Here is a 17,910-nt window from a genome sequence, read left to right as displayed (position 1 = left end):
TAACCGCCGTTTCGTGGCGCGAGATAGATCAATTTATGACCACATCAAAACCGCGAATTCAGATTCAGGCCGGTAAGGTCGTGTCAACTGATAGTTTGTCGAACATGGTTGCCAATATCGGCACCAACCGAGACAAGCGCACCCACAACGTATTCGGCTTTGAGTTCGTCAACCAGATTGAGCTTGAGGCGGCGTACCAGTCGAACTGGATTGCCCGTCGTATCGTGGACAAGCCGAACGAAGATGCGCTGCGTGAGTGGCGCACGTTCAATGGCAAGCAGGCCAAGGACATCGCGAACGAAGAGCGCCGCCTTGGTGTTCAGCAAGCCTATCTTGATACGTGCTGCTGGGCTGACCTGTACGGTGGCGCAGCTTTGCTGATGGTGACCGGGCAGGACCTAAGCTCGCCGCTCGACCTGAAGAAGATCAAGAAGGGCGACCTGAAGAACCTGGTCGTCCTCGACCGCTGGGATATCCAGCCAACCGAATTCAACCTGACAGACCCGCTCAAGCAAAACTGGATGCTTCCAGAGTTCTACATGATGGTGAACGGCGAGCAACGCATTCACTATAGCCACATCATTCGCCGCACTGGGGCTCGCCTGCCGCGCCGTATGCGCATGTTCGAGCAGGGTTGGGGTGATAGTCGCCTACGTCGCTGCATGTCTGACCTGCGCGATGTGGTGGCTACCAAGGGCGGTATTGCTTCCCTGGTGCTGGAAGCCAACGTCGACACCATCAAGGTGAAAGGCCTCAAGTCAGCATTGGCCAGCGCCCAGTGCGACAACGTCACTGAGCGTTACCGCATGTTCGGCATGATGAAGTCGCTGGTTAACCTCGGATTGCTTGATGCGGACAGCGAAGAGTACGAGCGCAACAGCATCTCGTTCTCCGGGCTCAGCCAGATCATGGAGCAATTCATGGTGTGGACTGCCGGTGCAGCTGAGATGCCTGTCACAGAGCTTTGGGGGCAGTCGGCCTCTGGTCTTAGCGCTACAGGTGAGGGTGACCGCAAGACCTACGAAGGCACCATCAAGGGCAAGCAGGACGGACAGATGCGTCTCGACCTTGAGGCGCTCGACCAGGTGCTGATCCGATCCGCCCTTGGCGATTATCCCGACGATCTCGAATTTGAATGGAAGCCTCTCTCCCTGCCAACAGGGACTGAACAGGCCCAGGAAGATCTGGCAGACGCCCAGGCGGATGCTCTGGGCATTGAATCCCGCGTCATTCGCCCCAGTCATGCCATGCGCCGCATACAGTCGAAAGGCACGTACGCCATCACCGACGAGCAGATTGCCGCCCAAGAGAAGATCGAGAAGGATCAGGACAATGGAATCGGCGACGACGGCGAAGGTCTCCCCGGATTCTCCCTTGGAGAAACTGACGGCGACAAACCTGGCGATGATGGAGCAGCGGAAAAAGAAACCCCGCGCCCCTAAGCCTGTTCTGCCAAGCCAAGAGGCTGAGCGCTACTACAGCGGCCAGCTTCGTGGAATGGTTAGGCTGATGGCTGGTGAGTTGGTTAAGGCGCTGGAGCCTGAGCTGAAGCGCCTCAAGCGTGACTACATCGCAGACGCCATGCTGACCATGGACGGCTGGACTGATGAGGTCCTTGCGGCGATACGCGGGGTATCACGCCGGTTCAGCTCATCCCTGTTCGAATCCCAGATCCAGCGGGTAGCCGCCAGCACTGTCAGCCGGGCCGACGCAGATAATGCCGAGGACTTCCGGAAGTCAGTCAATCAGGCGGTCGGTGTCGACTTCCAGCTGATCACCCGGCCACGGGGCATGCAGGACTACCTGGAAGCCTCGACGGCTGAAAACGTCAACCTGATCAAGTCGATACCCGACGAGTACTTCAAAAACGTCGAGACGATCGTACTTGGCGGCATGAAGGATGGTCTCGCACCTACCGCCATCGCCAAGCAGATACAGGAGCAGACCGGTGTCAGCGCCAGGCGGGCCAAGCTCATTGCGCGCGATCAAGTGTCTCAGCTCAATAGCGACCTGACCCGGCAGCGACAGGCCGCAGCCGGGATCGAGTTCTACAAGGCAGTGGATGCTGGGGATCAGCGTGTATCTGGCGCGCCAGGCGGGAAATACCCAAACGCCAAGATCAGCTGCTGGGGTATCGCTCGGCAGGACATCGGTTATGGGGTGGGCATCTACAAGGTAGCGGACGGTGCGACCTGGAAGGGTGTCACCAATCTGCACCCAGGGAAGCACCATATTTTATGTAGATGCGTCGGATTGGCTCAAATTCCAGGCGTGAACTACTTCCCCGACAAGGGCTGATCTGCCAGGCATTCGATAGCGAACTGAACGACATACGGCGCTGGCCTATGGCTTGGCGATGACGTGTCGCTCAGGTAGTAGCGTATCACCCTGTCGGACAGGCCGAGCATCGTTGCCGCTTCTCGCTGACTGATGCCAGCCTGATCAAGCACGCCGCGCAGGTAGTGAGGGCTTGGGTTGTGGTTGGAGGCGTCAGGCTTCATTTGTATTGAGGCCCTTACTCATGGCGTCGTCGATATTCTCGTCGCAACCGATCCATCGATCACCCTTGATCTTGAAAGCCAGACCTAGCATTCCATTGCCGCTGTCATCCCAATCCGAAGATACGCCTATGAGTCGATTGCGCAGCCACCGGTAGCGCTCACCGTCCTTGAGCAGGGCCTTGTTCTCAGCTGTTAGGCGTGCCATGCCCTGGATCGCTACAGCCTTGCAATCCATGCCATCGGCAATGTGAGCGGTTAGGCGCTCGATTTCAGAGATTAGGAGCAGAACTGTGGAGGGGCTAGCTGCTGCAATGAAGAAGGCGTCGGCAGAACGATCTATGCCGAACTCCTGACTTACAACGATCTCATCTTCTCCGACCCCACCTGAAACGCCATAGGTTCTAGTCTTTTCCCAAAACCAAGGACCGCGCGTTGCAGACTTTGCCAGACGTTTAAGGTTTTCGTAATCCATCTCGAATCACTCCGTTATTTGCCTCGCCCAATCGGCTGGCATGGCTACCAATATAGGAACAATGTTCCTATTTTGCAATGGGCGAAACCAACCTTATGAAAAGAATGACCATCGATGAGGCCTTCAAGCCTTCGTCGCGCACTGTCACGCCTGAAGGCTTCCTTTGCGTGAAGGGAGTGGCGGCCCGGACAGGGGTTTATCAGTACCTGTCGAGCGAACTGGATCTGGATGGGCCTGAGCGCATCGTAAACGTCTACCGCTCGCCAGAAGAGGTGTTCAAGCCTGAGTCGATGGCCACCTACCTCGACAAGGACGTTACCAACGACCACCCCGACGATCTGGTCGACTCAACCACGTTCAAGGATGTCTCGGTCGGACATGTGCGTGGCGTTGAGCGTGACGGCGACAACCTGGTGGTGGACATGATCATCAAGGATCAGTCAGCCATCGACGACATCCAGTCCGGCAAGGCCGAACTATCCCCCGGCTACCTCGCTGAATACGTGGAAGCCCCTGGCGTTTCCCCCGACGGCACCGCCTACGAATACGAGCAGCGTGACATTCAAATCAATCACAACGCCGTTGTAGAAGCAGCACGGGCCGGAAAGGTCGCCCGTATTTTTGATCACAAACCGAAAGGTACTACCACTATGGCGACCCGGAAGCTTTTTCTGGACTCCAAAAAAACACGCTCCGTCGTGCTCGACGAAGACACAGCAGTCATTGTTGAGGACGCCTTCGCGGTACTGCAAAAGTTCGCTGACGAAGAGTCTGAGCGCGCAGACAAGGCCGAAGCCACCAAGGACTCGGCAGAGGAAGAACTGGAAGAGGCCAAGAAGGAGACTTCTGACGCCGCTATCGGCCTGCGCGTGAAAGCAACCCTCGACACCATCGCACTTGCTGCCAAGGTCGTTAAGTCCTTCGACGCCAAAGGCCTGGTCTCCTCTCTGGAGATCAAGCGCGCCGCAATGGCTCAACTCAAGCCGACTCGCGACTGGGCATCCAAGTCCGAAGCCTACGTAACCGCCGCATTCGATGCTGCGGCTGACGAAGCTGAAGAGAAGAAAACCGAGGACGAAGACGACGATGACGACAAGTCGAAAGTCAACGACAGCCTCCGCCAGTTCGCCAGGGACGCAGCCGCACGCGGCCTGAAGCCGACCCAAGACGGTACTGACGCCTACAACAAATTCCTGAATGGTGGCAAATAATGGGCATTGCAATTGATACCTTCGGCCAGTACGCCGGCAAGGCCTACGAAGGCCAGATCAATGACCTGAGCATGGCGGATGTAACCACCGCCGTCGCATCGGTCGCCATTCCATTTGCACGCGCCGTGGTTTCCGCCACTGTCGACAAGCAAGGCGCACTTCCAGCCGCTGGCGCTGGCTTCTTCTTGGGCATCTCCGTGCGTAAGCCTGTGGGCGTGAGCGGTAACTACATGACTGGCCAGGTATCCGACAGCGGCAACACTGTTGGCGGCTATCGCCTGAACGAAGAAGTCAGCCTGCTCAGCACTGGCCGTATCTGGGTCAAGACCCTGGCCGGTGCCACCAAGGGCGCCCAGGTCTACGCCGTGCCATTGACAGGCGAGCTGACCAACGCAGCCACAGCAGGTAATCACCTGCTCCCAGGTTGCGTATTCAAGACCACCGCGGCGGCAGGTGAGTTGGCGCTGGTACAGGTCAAGTCCGACGTCACCACCACCATCGCCGCTTAAGGATCAGATCGAATGAAGACTTTCGACGCTTCCCCCCAGGCGCAACTGGGCTTCCTGATTGGTCAACTGACCTACGTTGAACAGGAAGTCCTGCGCCAGCCATACCCAGAAATCAAATACCCGTCGATCCTGACCGTCGACACCTCGGCACCGGATTACACCGAGTCGATCGCCTTTAAGGTTCTCGACTACAAGGGTGAGCCGGCGCCAATCGGCGACGTCTCCCACGACTTCCCGCTGGCTGAAATCGCTGCCAAGGTCGGAGGTGTTGACGTGGTTCAGGCTGGCCTGGGCTACACCTACACCCAGATCGAAGTCGGCAAGGCCATGCAAATCGCCAACTCCGTCGGTTTCGGTGGCGCGATCAACCTGTTGGCCGAGAAGCCAATCGCAACCCGCACCCTGACCGAGCAGTGGCTGGATCGAGTGGCGTTCGTCGGTGATGCTCGCTGGCCTTCGCTGACCACTGGCGGCCTGCTGAAATACCCAGGCGTTCCTGTCGTGGCTACCGGCACCTTGCTGGGCGGCGCGAACAAGACCATCGCCCAGATCCTGGCTGGTGGTGGTGAGACAGCCGCAAACGAGATCCTGACCCTGCTGAACAACGCGATCCTGCGTGTTTACGCTACTCAGACCAACTCTATTTTCCGCCCGACACACATCCTGCTGCCGCTGGTTGAATACGGCCTGTTGACCACCTTCCGAATCCCGAACACCTCGGAAACGTTGGTCAGCTACCTTGAGCGCGTGCTGAACATCAAGATTGAGCCAATCCTGCAGGCGTCCACCGCCGGCGCTGGTGGCGGCAATCGCATGATGGTCTACACCAAGAACGCTCAGTTCGCCAAGTTCCACCTGCCAATGCCTTACACGCTGAACGCGCCGATCCCGTCTCACGGCGGCCTGCGCTTCGAAGCCGCTGGCGTGGTGCGCACTGCTGGTACTGAGCTGCGTGTTCCGATGAGCCATTTGTATGTAGACGGCATCTAAGGGGGTCACATGGCTGCGAAGAAAAAGCAAACCGGTGAATCCTCTTCGTCGGAAGCGACTGTCTGGACCAATATCAGCAAGAACCCAGTGGTCCTGGGCGATGGCAGCACTGTGGGGGCTGGTGAGCAAACCACCCCAGAGCAGGCTGAGTTCGCCGAGGGGTCGTTGTGGGAGGAGCATGGCGTGTTGGTGTCTGGCGCGCCGGTTCTGACCGATGACGGTGCTGGTCAGATCGAAGTGTTGAGCGCCGAGATTGAAACCCTGCGCGCTCAACTGCTCTCCGTCGGCGGCGAGAAGTCCGCGCTCCAGACCGAGCTCGATGAGCTGAAGGCTAAGATTCCAAAGGCCGAGTAATATCTGGTGCGTGGCGTGGCCCATCTTGAGCTAAGATGGGCCATGTCAACCTCCTGCCAAGGATTCCGCTATGAGCCAATTCACCTTTGAGCAATTCAAGGAATTGTACGAAGGCAAGTTCGAGATCACCGATACCGATTATCTTTTGGTGCAGCTTGCCGAAAAGTACCATCGCGTAACGGAGGCCTATGACCGCACTGTATGCACAGGCCCAATTGTTCATGGCTCGATAGTGCCCGTGAGTCAATTTGAGCGCGAAAAGGTCAATCGCTACGCTAGCGGAGTTTTTGAGTCGATTGCTCTTGAATTTCCGCAGTTCTCGCGATCCGAGCTGAGGCGCGCAATCAGCGCCGCCGACCGGTAGCGCACGAAACAACACACAAGACCCGCCAAGTGCGGGTTTTTTTGCATTCCGGAGTCTGACCCGTGGCTGAACTGACCATTGAAGTGACGCCGGCGATCATTGCGGACTTCCGAGCGTTCTACGAAGAATTTTCTGACAGTGCTATTTGGCCTGATGCCAAGATCACCAAAGCGCTGTACATCGCACGCGGCGAGTTTGGCGGCTGTGGCTGTGCCGGATGGGGGGATTACAAGCCCTACTCATTCCTCCAGCGCAGCTGGTTCGCCCTCGCAGCGCATTACCTGACTTGGAACAAGCTGGCGACTGATGCCACCTCGGCAGACGGTAGCGCATCGACGCCCTACGCTCAGTCCAGCAAGGGCGTACGCGACGAGTCGGTGTCCTACGCCATTCCAGGCGCGAACGCCTCGCTTACGACCTGGGAAGCGGCCCTGGCCCTGACTCCATACGGTGTCGAGTATCTCCACTTGCGCTCTCGGGCTGGCATGGGGGCTATCTGCGTATGATCGAGCCAACCATAAGCATGGTCGGGACGCAGCAGGTCGAGGAAGCGCTGAAGCAGCTCGCCAAGCGACTCTCCGGCGAAACTCGTGTTCTTGCTGGTGTTCCTGAGGGGGCCGGCACCTACGAGGACGGTCTGACCCTGGCGACAGTCGCAGCAGTGAACAACTTCGGTTCGGCTGATGGCCGCATCCCGGCCCGCCCAGTGCTTGAACCAGCAATTACCAAGGGTGCACCTCAGTACCAGCGCCTTGCCGAGGTGATGATCCCTAAAGTACTCAGCGGCGAAATGGCAATGACCACCCTGCTTGAGCAGATGGGCCAGCTGGCCGAGGGTCATATCAAGCAGGAAATAACCGACCTCGACAGCCCGCCCAACGCGCCGTCGACCATTGCCAAGAAGGGCTCTGACAGTCCGCTGATTGACACCGGCGCCTTCCGTCAGTCCATTCGCTACGTCATCGCCGAACCGGGCGACCAAATTGAAGAGGGCTTGTAATGGGCCTGAACATGCGCGGCCATGTCAGCGGGCCATTCATCACCCACAAGGGCGTGGTGCTAAACCGCTACTCCAGCGAGATAGTCGACTTTGAGCCTGTCTTGGCCATCACCTACACGGATGCTTTCGACGCAAACGTGCAGCCAGTCAGTGACAAGGAAATCGAATTCCTCCAGATCGGCGCCGAGCGCATCAATGATGTTCGGGTGATCCACCGAAACGATGGTAAGGGTATCGAGGTTTCGACCCCTGGCAAGTTGGCCGACATCCTCGTGTTCGCCGAGACGCCCGACAAGCCTGCCACCTGGTGGAAGTCCATCGCGACCGATTACCGGCCCTGGCACAACTTCTGCCGCGCCGTGGTGGCCAAGCTTGACCCTGCCGAGATAGCCAGTCTGGAGGCGCACACAGATGCTTGACTCCAAAGCGCTATCCAAGGCGGTATGCCGGATTGTCGTGGCTGTTACTGGGCTTCCGGCCGATAAGGTGATCCTTGCGGACAACAACACGGCGGCCCCATCTGGCAGCTACTGCGCGGTGCGCCTGCAAAACCCTGAGCAATTCGGTCAGGCGCTCAACTCGCAAACCAACGTGCCTGCCCAGGACGACCCTCAATACGAGGACATCATCGCCAAGGTGGCTACCCAGTTCACCCTGGGGTTCAGCATCAACTTCTACCGGGCCGGCGCCGTGATGTATGCCGCCGCCCTGTGCGAGGCAAACAAGCGCGAACCGGTGAAGACCATCCTGCGCGCTGCAAAGCTTGGCTGGTCCCGCGTGTCACCAATCAACAACCTGACCGGCCTATATCAGGCCGCCATGGAAGAGCGCTCCCAGCTCACCCTCTACCTGTATGGCGAATCCATCGCCGAAGACCGCGTACAGCGGATCTATCGAGCGGGCTTCTCCGTGCAAACCGAACAATCTGGCGCTGTCGCGCAAGGGGAAGTAAATGGCTTATCCGGCTGAAGAAATCATCAACATCAACGTCCTAATCAACTCGGCCGGGCTTGGTACTTCCAACTTCGGCGCGGGCATGGTGTTTGCGGACTTTGACTCATCGAGCGATGCGACATTCGTGACCGGCACCTACCGTGACTACGGCACGGCGGCCCAAGTAGCGGCAGACTTCAACATCGCTTCGGACCCATATGCAGCTGCACTGGCATGGTTTTCGGCGACTCCCAAGCCGAAGACCATGCGAATCTATCTGCGCATCGAGGACGACACCCCTGTCGAATCGCTGAATGACGCAATCAGCAAGGGAATCTGGTTCTACTGGTACGAGTTCGAAACCTCCATTCGTGCTGTAGATGCAGACGTGCTCGCTCTTGGCGCCGCTGGAGACGCCGCGAACAAGTTCTTTGCGTTCACTACAAATCAAGCGTCAGTCCGCGACCCAGCGATCACTACCGACATTGTCAGCAAGGCCTTCATTCAAGGCTCTCGCCGCATGCTCATTGTGAGTCACGCCACTGAACTGTATGCGGGCTTCGAGCTTGCAGCCGTATTCAGTCGAGTCAATTTCAACGCAGCCAACTCGACCATTACCGGGGAGTTCAAGAAGCTGCCGGGTATTGATGCGGAAAGCCTCACCCCTACCGCCTACAGCACCATGAAGTCGAAGGGAGCCATTTTCTACACGGTTGTCGAGACCGGCGGCGAGAAGGACATGGGTCGCATCATCAACTCGAAGTCCACCTCCACCTTCGGCGAGTACATCGACGATGTGTTCAACCTTGACGCTTTCGTGAACTTTGAGCGTGTAGCGCTGTACAACGCCCTCACCAAGGTGCCAACGAAGCTGCGTCAGACACCGCCAGGCCAGCAGGTGCTGATTGATGCCGCCTGCCAAGTCGGTGAGAAGTTCATCAGTAACGGATATCTCGGTGAGCGCACCTACACCGATGATGAAACAGGAGAGGATAAAACGAGCCAAGGGTATGAAATGCTCAGTAAGGCCGAGGATATCTTGTCGATTTCGGACGCTGAGCGGGCAGCACGGGGATCGTCTCCGATCAGCATGCGGCTATTCCGTGCTGGCGCCATCCATGCCGTCGACTTGACCGCCAACGTAGAATAAGGATCGACCACCATGTCTTTATCTGATCTTTCTGTAGAAAACACCATTGTGGTCATCACTGGCGTCGGCGTGCTGGACGACTGGGGCCGTACCGACCCGCCGTTCACGATTGAGAACATCGATGACGTAGCGAACCTCAGTCGCGGCCTGGGTGGTAACGCTGTTCGGTTCCATCGTAAGAACCCCGGCCTGCGGCTCACGGTGAACTTCATGCCCGGCAGTCCTCAAGCGCTCGCAATGCAGGCCCAGGTAACAGCCCGGGCTGAAATCTCAGGTTCTTATGCCTCAATCTCCGGCCTTGAGGGTAGCGTGTTCTCTGAAGGCGTTATCACTCGCGGAAAGTCCATGGCTCGCGGCGGTCCAGGCATGAACGACGCCACCTTCGTGATCGAGTTCAACAAGGGCAATATCGTATGAGTCAGGCTGAATCCTACATCCGAACGATTGAGCATGACGGTGTGACCTATCGCTTCGGTATGCCAAGCGCAGAGAAACAGCGGGCGGTTCTGTTCCGCCTGGGCAAGTACGGTGTAGAGCCAATGATCAAGGGCCTGGCCCTGGCCGAGCTTGGCAGCGCGTCCTCGTTCATCGTTGCCGGCGGCATCGTCGGCTCTATGCTCTCGCGCATGCCGGAGGATGACTTCAACTTCGTCTGCGACTCCATGCTTGGCAAGCTTTTCAAGGAAGGAAGCCAAACGCCGCTGACCATGGAAGACTTTTCCGGGCGCCTGAAGACATATTTCACGATCGTTGTGCTGGCTTTGGGGAATGCCTTCGAGGATTTTTCCGGACTCCTGACCCCCTTCCAGAAATCTACCGCTTCAGCCGAGGCGCCGGATTCGAGTCAGGAGAACGCCTAAACCCGGCTGTCGATTGGGAGCTGTGGCGCCCGTGCGTTGGCATACCTGGGCTTTGCCCGCCGCTGTGCACGTATAGCCAGCTCACGGACGGCACTCATTCACTGGGATGGGTAAAGCGGGCCAACCTGGTCATGGACGAAATGATCTACGCCCGCCACCTGGCTGAAGCCAATCGACCGAAATAGCCCTGCACTCGTGGGGCTTTTGTTTTTCAAGGGGCTGAAATTTGAAAGTTCTCGAAAGCTTCTTGATCGCCCTCGGCATGAAGGTCGATGAAAAGTCATTCCAGAAGGCTGATGCTGCGTTTGGTGGGCTGACTAAATCGGCGCTGCAGCTTGGTGCTGTGTTCGCCGGGAAGCTGGCCATCGACAAGGTGGTGGGCGATTTCAAGCAGGCCGGCACCGAGCTGAACAACTTCAACAAACTGACCGGGCTCAGCACTCAAAACGTGCAGTCGCTCGGCCAGGCATTGAAGGCCCAGGGCGGCAGCGCCTCTGATGCCTTCTCTGCAATGAAGAAGATTCAGGACCTGATGGCATCGCCTATCACCGGTGATACCGGATGGTTTGGCGACGTGGCCAAGCTGGGTCTTAACCCGGACGTGATCATCGGCGCGCAGAACACGGCTGACGCCCTGGCTGGTATTGCTGGTGAGTTCGAGCACATGAGTGCGCTAAACCAGCGCCTGGCAGGCCAGGCCTTGGGATTGGACGATTCCACGGTTCGTCTGCTGATGCGTGGTCGCGACGAGGTAGAGAAGCAGCTGGATTCCCGCGGGAAGCTTGCCGTGATGACCCAGAAGCAAATCGACGACTCGGCACGTTTGACCAAGGCAACCAGCGAACTTGACCAGGTGTTCACCGATATCGGTAACACCATCGCCGGAGAGCTGACCCCGGCCCTGGCCGATATGGCCGAGGACTTCGTAGCCTTCTACCGAAACAACAAAGAGCTCGTAGATTCGGGCTTGAAGGAGTTCTTCGGCGGCCTGGCTGACAACATTGAGCTTGTCGCCATTGCCATGGCGTTGCTTGGTGGTGGCGCTGCTCTCAAGGGCCTGGCCGCTCTGCGCGCCATTGTTGGTCTTGGCGGTGTTGCTGCCGCTGGATCTGCCGGTGGTGCTGCGGCCGCTGGTGGCGCCTCAATGCTCGCAGTCGCCGGCGGCAGCGCTGCAGCCCTTCTGTATTCCAGCAGCTTGAACAGCGGCGAAGACACAGAACTGCTGAACAACCGCCTAAAGAAAGGCGGAGGAGAGGCTATTGGCGCTGTCGTGGACTACTTCACGTCCAAAGGTTGGACCAAGGAGCAGGCCGAGGGGATCGCGGCCAACCTCGAGGCTGAGAGCGGATTCAAGGCAAACGCTACCGGTGACGGCGGTCAGGCATACGGCCTGGCCCAGTGGCACCCAGATCGCCAGGCCGAGTTCGCCAAGCAATATGGCAAAGACATCCGCAACTCCACCGGCGCCGAACAGCTTGAGTTCATCAACCACGAGTTGACTCGGGGCAACGAGAAGTCGGCCGGCACCAAGCTACGCGCCGCGACCAGCTCCTACGACGCTGCTTCTATCGTCTCCCGCGAATATGAGAGACCTGCAGACGCTGCTGGCGAGGCGTCCAGGCGCGGAGCAAGTGCTGCTGGATACACCGACAACCGCGTGTATCACATCAGCGGCGCCGACACAGAGAAGGTCAAGCAGGTACTCAACGAGCAGATGGGTCAGATGACCGAGCAGACCATGCAGGACTTCAAGAGCCCAGAACTATGAGCCTGATGAGCATATTCACCAAGACGCTGCCGAAGATCGGCCCTCTTGAGTTCGACGCCAAGCTGGAAGGCATTACTAGCAAGGCGATCACGCTGACCCAATATCCGGTCGAGTTCGGCGCCAACACCAACGATCACGCGATTCTCATGCCGAACCGATACCTGCTCACCGGAGCTGTATCGAATAGCCCTCTCGGCCTCGGCCTGGACGACATCGGCATGATGGGCGCCGGAGCCATTGCTACGGCCGTCGGCGGTGTTGGCGGGGCGGCGATTACGGCCGTGTCGGCATACCTGCTGTCTGGCGGTGATGACACCCGGGCGTCAACAGCCTGGGCATCCCTCACCGCCATCATGGAGGCCCGCGCCAAGTTCGATCTGGACACAGGCAAGGAGATCATGCGCGACATGATGATCATCCGGCTTGATGAGCGTACGCGCCCAGAGAACGAGGATGGCCTGGTGTTTATCGCCGAGCTTCAGCAGGTTCGGATTGTTCGCTCAACTGTTGGCCGCGGCGTCACATCGGCTGATCAGCTCATGAAGAACGACACTGTGTCCACCCAGGGCGCCCCGATGATCTCCGCCGGCGATGCTGCTGTAGAGGTAATGCCATGACCCGCTATAGCGTTGCCGTTCAAGCGCTGCCGGCCCAGACCTTCACTGCGCGCCTTGGCAAAAACACTGTGACCGTAGAGCTGCAATGGATGGCACGGTTTGAGGTGTTTCGCGTGAACATCCTGACCGCCTTGGGCTCCCCCCTCACGATGGGGCGATTCCTTCTGCCGAGCATCGACCTTCTGGCCGGCCTTTACCCACCGCCATCCATTTCCTACGGGTCGCTCGTATTGGAGGGAGACCCGGCAACGCCCGATAACCTGGGCATCGACAACGTTCTGGTGTGGTCAGATGAATGATGAAATCTTTCTTCGCAACTACCGGCTGAAGATCGGGCGCAGCACGGGCTCTCGTGTTTACGAGATGCGGCCCAGCGAAACCAGCCCAGATCAGGACGGGCTGCGCCTCACATTCCAGGTCACCCACTTCGCCGGCGGGGCATTCAGCGTTGCCGAAATAACCATCTACAACGTGTCGCGCTACGCATCCAGGCAGATGCTAGGTGACGGCTCAACGGGGAAATATGAGTTCATTTCCTTGGAGGCTGGGTACGACGGGCTGTTTGGTTCGATATTCGTGGGCCAAATCACCAACGTTCAGATTCACCTTGAGGATGGCGGCGCTACTCGCGGGATTCGCTTCTTCTGCAAATCTTCCGCGAAAGAGCGCGATCAAAATCTGATCAATTTAACCCTGGCGCCCGAGACTGACCCCGTACAGATCATTGAGGAATGCGCTTCAGTGTTCGGCGCCGAGATCCAGTTCTACGGGGATTTCTCAGGACTCAAGCGCCGCTCGCGTGGAACGGTCCTCCAGGGCAGCCCGACCTCCTGCATGAACGAGCTTGGCGAGACCTTCGCATTCGATTGGATGGTTGAGAACGGCGCCATCAAGATCATCAAACGCGACTTTGCGCTGGACAATCAGGTCTACGTGATCAGCTCAGGCACCGGGATGATCGGCTCGCCGGTGGTCAGCGACACCGAAGTAGGCATCCGCTACACGCTAAACCCCAAGATAAAGCTCGGCGACACCATCAAGCTTGAATCTATGGCGCCTCGCTTCGAGTTCTCCGGGGCTTTCTTCTACGACGTGCCGCGCACCATCGGCGAGGGCTACTACAAGGTCAACTCACTAGTGTTCGCGGGCGACTCCCACGGTGACCAGTGGGAAAGCCAGATCAGCTGTCTACGCCTCAGTGCAGCGGCCCAGGCCGGAATTTCAGAAAGGGCAACCCGATGAGTGATCCGCTCTCCTCCAGAACGCAGGCTGAATACTCCAAGATGCTGCGCGGGATATTCGGTGAGTACCTGAAAGACAACATGCGCACCAGCGTTCCTGGTCATGTCCTGAGTTTCGACCCGTCTACGCAGATGGCAGAGGTTCAGATCGGCCTGATGCTGGAAGATCGCCTTGGCTCGCAGCAGCCACGCCGCCCAATCATTCATGTCCCGGTTCAGTTCTGGGGAGCCGCCGGCGGCACACTCGAATGCCGAGTTGCCAGAAATACCGAGGGCGTCCTGTTCTTCTCCCAGGAGTGCATTGACTCATGGGTCGACCAGGGCGGAGTGGCCGTTAAGTCGGAGCCTCGCAGGTTCTCCATCAACGATGCGTACTTCATCCCTGGAGTCAGATCTATCCCGGGCGCGATCACCGATTTCTCAAATGACGGAATCCGCCTGCGAAGCAATGACGGATCGTCCTACTTTTGGATTCGCGATGACAAGACGCTCGAAATGGACGGCGTCTCGCTCAACGTTAAGTGCGCAGCCAACTTTGAACAGCCTGCCAACTTTGAGCGGGCCGTAACCACCATGACCACCATTACCAATCAGGGCGTCAGCATCGGCCTCGAGCACACCCACGGGGGCGTAATGCCTGGAAGTGGAACATCTGGAGTGGTGACGCCATGACGGTACGAAAACTGGACGCAGACGGCGACCTGGCCATGGGGCCTCAGGAGTTCCTGACAGGCTATACCGCCGAGGAAGTCGCGCAGAACGTAGTTACCCGTCTCAAGTTCTTCTTCGGCGAGTGGTTCCTGGATACAACCGACGGAACGGACTGGTTCGGCAGCGTGTTGGGCAAAGGATCGGTTCTGGCGTCTCGCGAGTCGGTGATTCGTCGTCGCATCCTGCTAACACCCGGGTGCGCGGGCATGACGTCATTCAGCCTCACTACAGACATCGATACCCGACAACTTACCGTCACCGCGTCAATCGTCAGCACCTCAGGCGATAACGCAGAAATCAATTATGTTCAGGCGATCGTCTAATGGCTCAGATCACGGACCAAGGAATCACCGGGCGCTCGCTGAACGAGTACCTCGGCGACATTAAAGAAAAGACGCTGGCGATTGACCCTGAATGGAACATTGACCCAGACAGCCCGGACGGTCAGCGGATCGGCATCGAGGCCGAGATGTTCGCCAACCTCGACGAGGCGGTAGTAGCGGCCTATCGCAGCAAGGACCCGGACAGCGCTACCGGTGAGGCTCTACGCGACATCGGCAAAATCTCAGGTATCCCGATCCGAGAGGCGACCTATTCAGTCGCACCCATTACCGTGACCGGGCAGACAGGAACCCCTATTCCTGCTCAGTCGCAGGTCAGAAGCAGGATTGATAACACCGTTTGGCTGACAACGGCCGTGATAGTAATAGGTGTCGGACAGACCGCCACCGGCTTCGCAACGTGCACGACCCCGGGCCGAGTCCTCGCATCTCCAGGCGAGCTGACGATTATCGGCACTCCCATTGGCGGTTGGTCCTCTGTCACCAATGGGGAGGCAGCTGCAGGTGTTGCGGCGGAAAGCGACGAAGACTTTCGCATCCGCAGGAATAATGGTGTGTCACGCGCTGGCAGCAACATGCGGGACAACATGGAAGCGAACATCGCTAGTGTCCCCGGTGTTACCGACGTCAAGGTTCTGGAGAACAGCAGCGACTCGCCTTTCGACGTCGACGGCGTCCCTTACACCGGCATTGCGGTGATTGTGAATGGCGGGGCTGACGCTGACATCGGCCTGGCCATGTATCAAAAGCACAACCCCGGCACGCCGATGCTCCCGCGCTACAGTTCGAAGACTGACACATGGGTTGATCCACCAGGCGCGAATGGAGTCAAGGTTGATGTGACGTCACCCGTCACGGGCAACAAGGCCGTCATGACCTTCCAGCGCGCTACCGGGCTTCCGATATTCGTTGCCATCACGATCCAGCGCGAGGGCGATCTGCCTTCAAATATTGAATATCTCATAAAAAAAGCGGTTATCGCCGATTCGACCCGAAGCCTATTCAGTGGCGAGACCACCACTGGCTTTAACAGGGGCGGGTATGACATCGGCGAGAAGGTCCCACCGGGCCGGATATACACGCCAGTCAACAAGGTGCTCGGTCAGTATGGTGACAGTTACATCACTTCCTTGACGATTGGGATTAGCGCGGTAGCTCAAGGGTTAACGCCGATACAGCCGACGATTGCCCAGATAGCCACCTTTGACCCTGACAACATTCAAGTCACGGTGATTCCATGATCATGGACCACGTCGAGCGCGCCAAATCTCGAATCATTAACGAGTATCGCGGCAAGAACAGGATGGTCAGATGGGTGACCATTGCACCAGAGATATCAAACGATCGCGTCGAGCGCCCACTTGATCAAATCTATGGGAGCTACGACGTAGACACCGTGTCAGGAGAGATGCTTGACATCATCGGACGGATTGTTGGTGTTGCCCGCCCAATACTGCGTGACGCCGAGTTCGATGTCTTTGGATACGCTGGCAACGACAGTTACACCAATTACAACATCGCCCCATATATCGGTGATGGCGAGGCCATTGACGCGCCGCTAAACAATGATCTGTACCGAAAGCTGATCAAGGCGAAGATTGCTAGAAATATAAGCGATGGAACTGCTGACAGCATCATTCAACTCGTTGAAATAATCATAGGCGTAAGAGTTACTGCGCTTGTCGATAATGGAGATAAGTCGTTTGATCTGGGCGTTGCTTCCCAGTTGGACAACACGACACTTTACCTGATTGAGAATTTCGACCTGATACCAAGACCTCAAGGCACAAGGATCGGCCAGGTGTTCGTGCTTCCTCCCGAAATTGACGAAATAGAATCGTCCTCATCGCATATTTATGAGTACGGAAACATAACCCTACCTGGAGATTTAGCCTAATGGCACGACAGCCTTTTAACACAAGATGGGCTCAGGGCGTCGAGTCCGAAGACAATCTAAATACCTTCAAGGCGCCAGGGGATATTCGCTTAACTACTGGATGGGAGGGTGGGCAAGACAAGGACGCACCGCCTGCAGGCCAGGAAAACTGGTGGCACAATCGAGTTGATAGCGCGCTTCAGGACTTGGAGCGTCAGGGAGCGATGACGTGGCATGCCCAGGCTATATACGGGCTTGGGGCTCCATGCTATGCGACAGACGGATACTATTACGAGTCGCTATCTCCAGCAAATACAAACAACGACCCTATTTCAAGTTATGGCTACTGGCGCCAGATCGGGAGGTCGCTCTACTCTTCAAGTAGCGTTGGCGAATACAAGGATGTCTCTCACAACGATAGCCCTGATTATGGATGGTTGAAATGTAACGGCGCCGTCATTTCTAGGTCTGCATATCCTAAGCTGTTTGCTAAAATTGGCACCTCTTATAATCTTGGCGGGGAATTGAGTACCCAATTCAGAATACCTGACTGGCGCGGTGTTTTTCCTCGCTGCCTGGATGATGGGCGAGGAATAGATAGCGGAAGAACAATTGGCAGTTCTATTCAGTTAAGTCAGAATAAAAGTCATACACACTCAATTGAAGCTTGGGCCTCCAGCGGTCCCGACCCTACTGGCGGCCCTTACGCAGTAGGTGCAGATGCTATAGGCACAAGAGGAGTGGATATTGTAACCATTGAAAGTGGCGGCACCGAATCTCGCCCTATTAACTTGGTGCAAGTTAGATGGATTCGTTATTTATGAGTCAGAAAATTGTATACCAGTACGACGAAAATGGAATTTACGTTGGTGAAACATTGGCCGAAGCGGATCAAGTAGTTCCTGGTAACTGGCTTTTGCCAGCAAGAACAACAGACGAACGGCCACCTATTTTTACCGGTGGAAAAACTCCAAAGTGGGTTGGCTATAAGTGGAAGCTTGTTAATCAATAG

At 57.2% G+C, this 17,910-nt stretch carries 26 protein-coding genes; 24 read left to right on the top strand and 2 right to left on the bottom strand.

The genetic code is table 11. From position 1 onward, the window contains the following. The first annotated feature begins 35 nt into the window (after positions 1 to 35). The gene (locus AB4P90_RS18745) at positions 36 to 1,442 is read left to right on the top strand and encodes a DUF1073 domain-containing protein (RefSeq protein WP_395605257.1); all 1,407 of its coding nucleotides are present in this window, start codon (positions 36 to 38) and stop codon (positions 1,440 to 1,442) included. Beyond that, positions 1,375 to 2,298 carry a phage head morphogenesis protein gene (locus tag AB4P90_RS18740; protein WP_258925257.1) on the top strand — a complete coding sequence of 308 codons (924 nt, stop codon included), beginning with the start codon at positions 1,375 to 1,377 and terminating at the stop codon, positions 2,296 to 2,298. The genes AB4P90_RS18745 and AB4P90_RS18740 overlap by 68 nt, the downstream gene beginning before the upstream one ends. Here the strand turns inward: AB4P90_RS18740 and AB4P90_RS18735 are convergent. Both AB4P90_RS18735 and AB4P90_RS18730 read right to left on the bottom strand, forming a co-directional pair. Beyond that, positions 2,277 to 2,501, bottom strand: a complete 225-nt coding sequence (locus AB4P90_RS18735; RefSeq protein WP_220381666.1) for a helix-turn-helix transcriptional regulator — start codon at positions 2,499 to 2,501, stop codon at positions 2,277 to 2,279. The two genes, AB4P90_RS18740 and AB4P90_RS18735, sit on opposite strands and share 22 nt — an antisense overlap. After that, a complete protein-coding gene (locus AB4P90_RS18730) occupies positions 2,491 to 2,973 on the bottom strand; it encodes an ead/Ea22-like family protein (protein ID WP_220381665.1) in 483 nt (160 codons plus the stop codon). Before AB4P90_RS18730 ends, AB4P90_RS18735 begins: the two co-directional genes overlap by 11 nt. A 104-nt stretch (positions 2,974 to 3,077) precedes the next feature. Here AB4P90_RS18730 and AB4P90_RS18725 point away from each other — a divergent pair, with 104 nt between their 5' ends. From AB4P90_RS18725 to AB4P90_RS18620, 22 genes are all read left to right on the top strand, one after another. Further along, on the top strand, positions 3,078 to 4,184 hold the full coding sequence (locus AB4P90_RS18725) for a DUF2213 domain-containing protein (RefSeq protein WP_395605256.1): 1,107 nt from the start codon (positions 3,078 to 3,080) through the stop codon (positions 4,182 to 4,184). Next, complete coding sequence (locus tag AB4P90_RS18720; protein ID WP_083377830.1) at positions 4,184 to 4,693, top strand: hypothetical protein; 510 nt, start codon at positions 4,184 to 4,186, stop codon at positions 4,691 to 4,693. Before AB4P90_RS18725 ends, AB4P90_RS18720 begins: the two co-directional genes overlap by 1 nt. Positions 4,694 to 4,705: 12 nt before the next feature. After that, on the top strand, positions 4,706 to 5,683 hold the full coding sequence (locus AB4P90_RS18715) for a major capsid family protein (protein WP_395605255.1): 978 nt from the start codon (positions 4,706 to 4,708) through the stop codon (positions 5,681 to 5,683). 9 nt (positions 5,684 to 5,692) lie between these two features. Next, positions 5,693 to 6,037, top strand: a complete 345-nt coding sequence (locus AB4P90_RS18710) for a hypothetical protein (RefSeq protein WP_395605254.1) — start codon at positions 5,693 to 5,695, stop codon at positions 6,035 to 6,037. Between the two features lie 70 nt (positions 6,038 to 6,107). Next, positions 6,108 to 6,401, top strand: coding sequence for a hypothetical protein (locus AB4P90_RS18705; RefSeq protein ID WP_395605253.1), 294 nt, complete (start codon positions 6,108 to 6,110; stop codon positions 6,399 to 6,401). 62 nt (positions 6,402 to 6,463) lie between these two features. After that, on the top strand, positions 6,464 to 6,907 hold the full coding sequence (locus AB4P90_RS18700; protein ID WP_395605252.1) for a DUF4054 domain-containing protein: 444 nt from the start codon (positions 6,464 to 6,466) through the stop codon (positions 6,905 to 6,907). Then, the gene (locus tag AB4P90_RS18695; RefSeq protein ID WP_395605251.1) at positions 6,904 to 7,401 is read left to right on the top strand and encodes a hypothetical protein; all 498 of its coding nucleotides are present in this window, start codon (positions 6,904 to 6,906) and stop codon (positions 7,399 to 7,401) included. Before AB4P90_RS18700 ends, AB4P90_RS18695 begins: the two co-directional genes overlap by 4 nt. Then, positions 7,401 to 7,820 (top strand): hypothetical protein, encoded by a 420-nt coding sequence (locus AB4P90_RS18690; RefSeq protein ID WP_395605250.1) that lies wholly within the window; start codon positions 7,401 to 7,403, stop codon positions 7,818 to 7,820. Before AB4P90_RS18695 ends, AB4P90_RS18690 begins: the two co-directional genes overlap by 1 nt. After that, entirely contained in the window at positions 7,813 to 8,370 is a 558-nt protein-coding gene (locus tag AB4P90_RS18685) for an LIC_12616 family protein (protein ID WP_044274823.1), read from the top strand. Before AB4P90_RS18690 ends, AB4P90_RS18685 begins: the two co-directional genes overlap by 8 nt. Continuing rightward, positions 8,354 to 9,484 (top strand): DUF3383 family protein, encoded by a 1,131-nt coding sequence (locus AB4P90_RS18680; protein ID WP_395605249.1) that lies wholly within the window; start codon positions 8,354 to 8,356, stop codon positions 9,482 to 9,484. The genes AB4P90_RS18685 and AB4P90_RS18680 overlap by 17 nt, the downstream gene beginning before the upstream one ends. 12 nt (positions 9,485 to 9,496) lie before the next feature. Further along, complete coding sequence (locus AB4P90_RS18675; protein ID WP_198719823.1) at positions 9,497 to 9,901, top strand: hypothetical protein; 405 nt, start codon at positions 9,497 to 9,499, stop codon at positions 9,899 to 9,901. Further along, positions 9,898 to 10,344 carry a phage tail assembly chaperone gene (locus AB4P90_RS18670; protein WP_198719824.1) on the top strand — a complete coding sequence of 149 codons (447 nt, stop codon included), beginning with the start codon at positions 9,898 to 9,900 and terminating at the stop codon, positions 10,342 to 10,344. Before AB4P90_RS18675 ends, AB4P90_RS18670 begins: the two co-directional genes overlap by 4 nt. A gap of 226 nt (positions 10,345 to 10,570) precedes the next feature. Further along, positions 10,571 to 12,112, top strand: coding sequence for a phage tail tip lysozyme (locus AB4P90_RS18665; RefSeq protein WP_395605248.1), 1,542 nt, complete (start codon positions 10,571 to 10,573; stop codon positions 12,110 to 12,112). Then, positions 12,109 to 12,729, top strand: coding sequence for a phage baseplate protein (locus tag AB4P90_RS18660; RefSeq protein WP_044274816.1), 621 nt, complete (start codon positions 12,109 to 12,111; stop codon positions 12,727 to 12,729). Before AB4P90_RS18665 ends, AB4P90_RS18660 begins: the two co-directional genes overlap by 4 nt. Beyond that, positions 12,726 to 13,028 (top strand): phage baseplate plug protein, encoded by a 303-nt coding sequence (locus AB4P90_RS18655; RefSeq protein WP_198719825.1) that lies wholly within the window; start codon positions 12,726 to 12,728, stop codon positions 13,026 to 13,028. Before AB4P90_RS18660 ends, AB4P90_RS18655 begins: the two co-directional genes overlap by 4 nt. Then, a complete protein-coding gene (locus AB4P90_RS18650; protein ID WP_198719826.1) occupies positions 13,021 to 13,971 on the top strand; it encodes a baseplate hub protein in 951 nt (316 codons plus the stop codon). Before AB4P90_RS18655 ends, AB4P90_RS18650 begins: the two co-directional genes overlap by 8 nt. Then, positions 13,968 to 14,642, top strand: a complete 675-nt coding sequence (locus tag AB4P90_RS18645; RefSeq protein WP_395605247.1) for a Gp138 family membrane-puncturing spike protein — start codon at positions 13,968 to 13,970, stop codon at positions 14,640 to 14,642. The genes AB4P90_RS18650 and AB4P90_RS18645 overlap by 4 nt, the downstream gene beginning before the upstream one ends. Next, a complete protein-coding gene (locus AB4P90_RS18640; RefSeq protein ID WP_395605246.1) occupies positions 14,639 to 15,004 on the top strand; it encodes a hypothetical protein in 366 nt (121 codons plus the stop codon). Before AB4P90_RS18645 ends, AB4P90_RS18640 begins: the two co-directional genes overlap by 4 nt. Then, entirely contained in the window at positions 15,004 to 16,263 is a 1,260-nt protein-coding gene (locus AB4P90_RS18635; RefSeq protein ID WP_198719829.1) for a baseplate J/gp47 family protein, read from the top strand. Before AB4P90_RS18640 ends, AB4P90_RS18635 begins: the two co-directional genes overlap by 1 nt. Continuing rightward, entirely contained in the window at positions 16,260 to 16,919 is a 660-nt protein-coding gene (locus AB4P90_RS18630) for a DUF2612 domain-containing protein (protein WP_198719830.1), read from the top strand. Before AB4P90_RS18635 ends, AB4P90_RS18630 begins: the two co-directional genes overlap by 4 nt. Next, entirely contained in the window at positions 16,919 to 17,722 is an 804-nt protein-coding gene (locus AB4P90_RS18625) for a phage tail protein (RefSeq protein WP_395605245.1), read from the top strand. Before AB4P90_RS18630 ends, AB4P90_RS18625 begins: the two co-directional genes overlap by 1 nt. Beyond that, positions 17,719 to 17,910, top strand: a complete 192-nt coding sequence (locus AB4P90_RS18620; RefSeq protein ID WP_198719832.1) for a hypothetical protein — start codon at positions 17,719 to 17,721, stop codon at positions 17,908 to 17,910. Before AB4P90_RS18625 ends, AB4P90_RS18620 begins: the two co-directional genes overlap by 4 nt.

Origin of the sequence: Pseudomonas sp. B16120, from assembly GCF_044218845.1 — a bacterium.
GTDB lineage: Bacteria > Pseudomonadota > Gammaproteobacteria > Pseudomonadales > Pseudomonadaceae > Aquipseudomonas > Aquipseudomonas paracarnis.
Note: the sequence above shows the minus strand (reverse complement) of the source record. Positions and strands in the feature narration are given on the sequence as shown.

Coding starts and splice junctions, on each gene's coding strand:
- AB4P90_RS18645 (WP_395605247.1), top strand. CDS start 13,968: ATGAGTGATCCGCTCTCCTCCAGAACGCAGGCTGAATACTCCAAGATG.
- AB4P90_RS18660 (WP_044274816.1), top strand. CDS start 12,109: ATGAGCCTGATGAGCATATTCACCAAGACGCTGCCGAAGATCGGCCCT.
- AB4P90_RS18705 (WP_395605253.1), top strand. CDS start 6,108: ATGAGCCAATTCACCTTTGAGCAATTCAAGGAATTGTACGAAGGCAAG.
- AB4P90_RS18680 (WP_395605249.1), top strand. CDS start 8,354: ATGGCTTATCCGGCTGAAGAAATCATCAACATCAACGTCCTAATCAAC.
- AB4P90_RS18625 (WP_395605245.1), top strand. CDS start 16,919: ATGGCACGACAGCCTTTTAACACAAGATGGGCTCAGGGCGTCGAGTCC.
- AB4P90_RS18655 (WP_198719825.1), top strand. CDS start 12,726: ATGACCCGCTATAGCGTTGCCGTTCAAGCGCTGCCGGCCCAGACCTTC.
- AB4P90_RS18630 (WP_198719830.1), top strand. CDS start 16,260: ATGATCATGGACCACGTCGAGCGCGCCAAATCTCGAATCATTAACGAG.
- AB4P90_RS18685 (WP_044274823.1), top strand. CDS start 7,813: ATGCTTGACTCCAAAGCGCTATCCAAGGCGGTATGCCGGATTGTCGTG.
- AB4P90_RS18690 (WP_395605250.1), top strand. CDS start 7,401: ATGGGCCTGAACATGCGCGGCCATGTCAGCGGGCCATTCATCACCCAC.
- AB4P90_RS18695 (WP_395605251.1), top strand. CDS start 6,904: ATGATCGAGCCAACCATAAGCATGGTCGGGACGCAGCAGGTCGAGGAA.
- AB4P90_RS18710 (WP_395605254.1), top strand. CDS start 5,693: ATGGCTGCGAAGAAAAAGCAAACCGGTGAATCCTCTTCGTCGGAAGCG.
- AB4P90_RS18720 (WP_083377830.1), top strand. CDS start 4,184: ATGGGCATTGCAATTGATACCTTCGGCCAGTACGCCGGCAAGGCCTAC.
- AB4P90_RS18735 (WP_220381666.1), bottom strand. CDS start 2,501: ATGAAGCCTGACGCCTCCAACCACAACCCAAGCCCTCACTACCTGCGC.
- AB4P90_RS18635 (WP_198719829.1), top strand. CDS start 15,004: ATGGCTCAGATCACGGACCAAGGAATCACCGGGCGCTCGCTGAACGAG.
- AB4P90_RS18730 (WP_220381665.1), bottom strand. CDS start 2,973: ATGGATTACGAAAACCTTAAACGTCTGGCAAAGTCTGCAACGCGCGGT.
- AB4P90_RS18640 (WP_395605246.1), top strand. CDS start 14,639: ATGACGGTACGAAAACTGGACGCAGACGGCGACCTGGCCATGGGGCCT.
- AB4P90_RS18715 (WP_395605255.1), top strand. CDS start 4,706: ATGAAGACTTTCGACGCTTCCCCCCAGGCGCAACTGGGCTTCCTGATT.
- AB4P90_RS18650 (WP_198719826.1), top strand. CDS start 13,021: ATGAATGATGAAATCTTTCTTCGCAACTACCGGCTGAAGATCGGGCGC.
- AB4P90_RS18620 (WP_198719832.1), top strand. CDS start 17,719: ATGAGTCAGAAAATTGTATACCAGTACGACGAAAATGGAATTTACGTT.
- AB4P90_RS18675 (WP_198719823.1), top strand. CDS start 9,497: ATGTCTTTATCTGATCTTTCTGTAGAAAACACCATTGTGGTCATCACT.
- AB4P90_RS18745 (WP_395605257.1), top strand. CDS start 36: ATGACCACATCAAAACCGCGAATTCAGATTCAGGCCGGTAAGGTCGTG.
- AB4P90_RS18670 (WP_198719824.1), top strand. CDS start 9,898: ATGAGTCAGGCTGAATCCTACATCCGAACGATTGAGCATGACGGTGTG.
- AB4P90_RS18725 (WP_395605256.1), top strand. CDS start 3,078: ATGACCATCGATGAGGCCTTCAAGCCTTCGTCGCGCACTGTCACGCCT.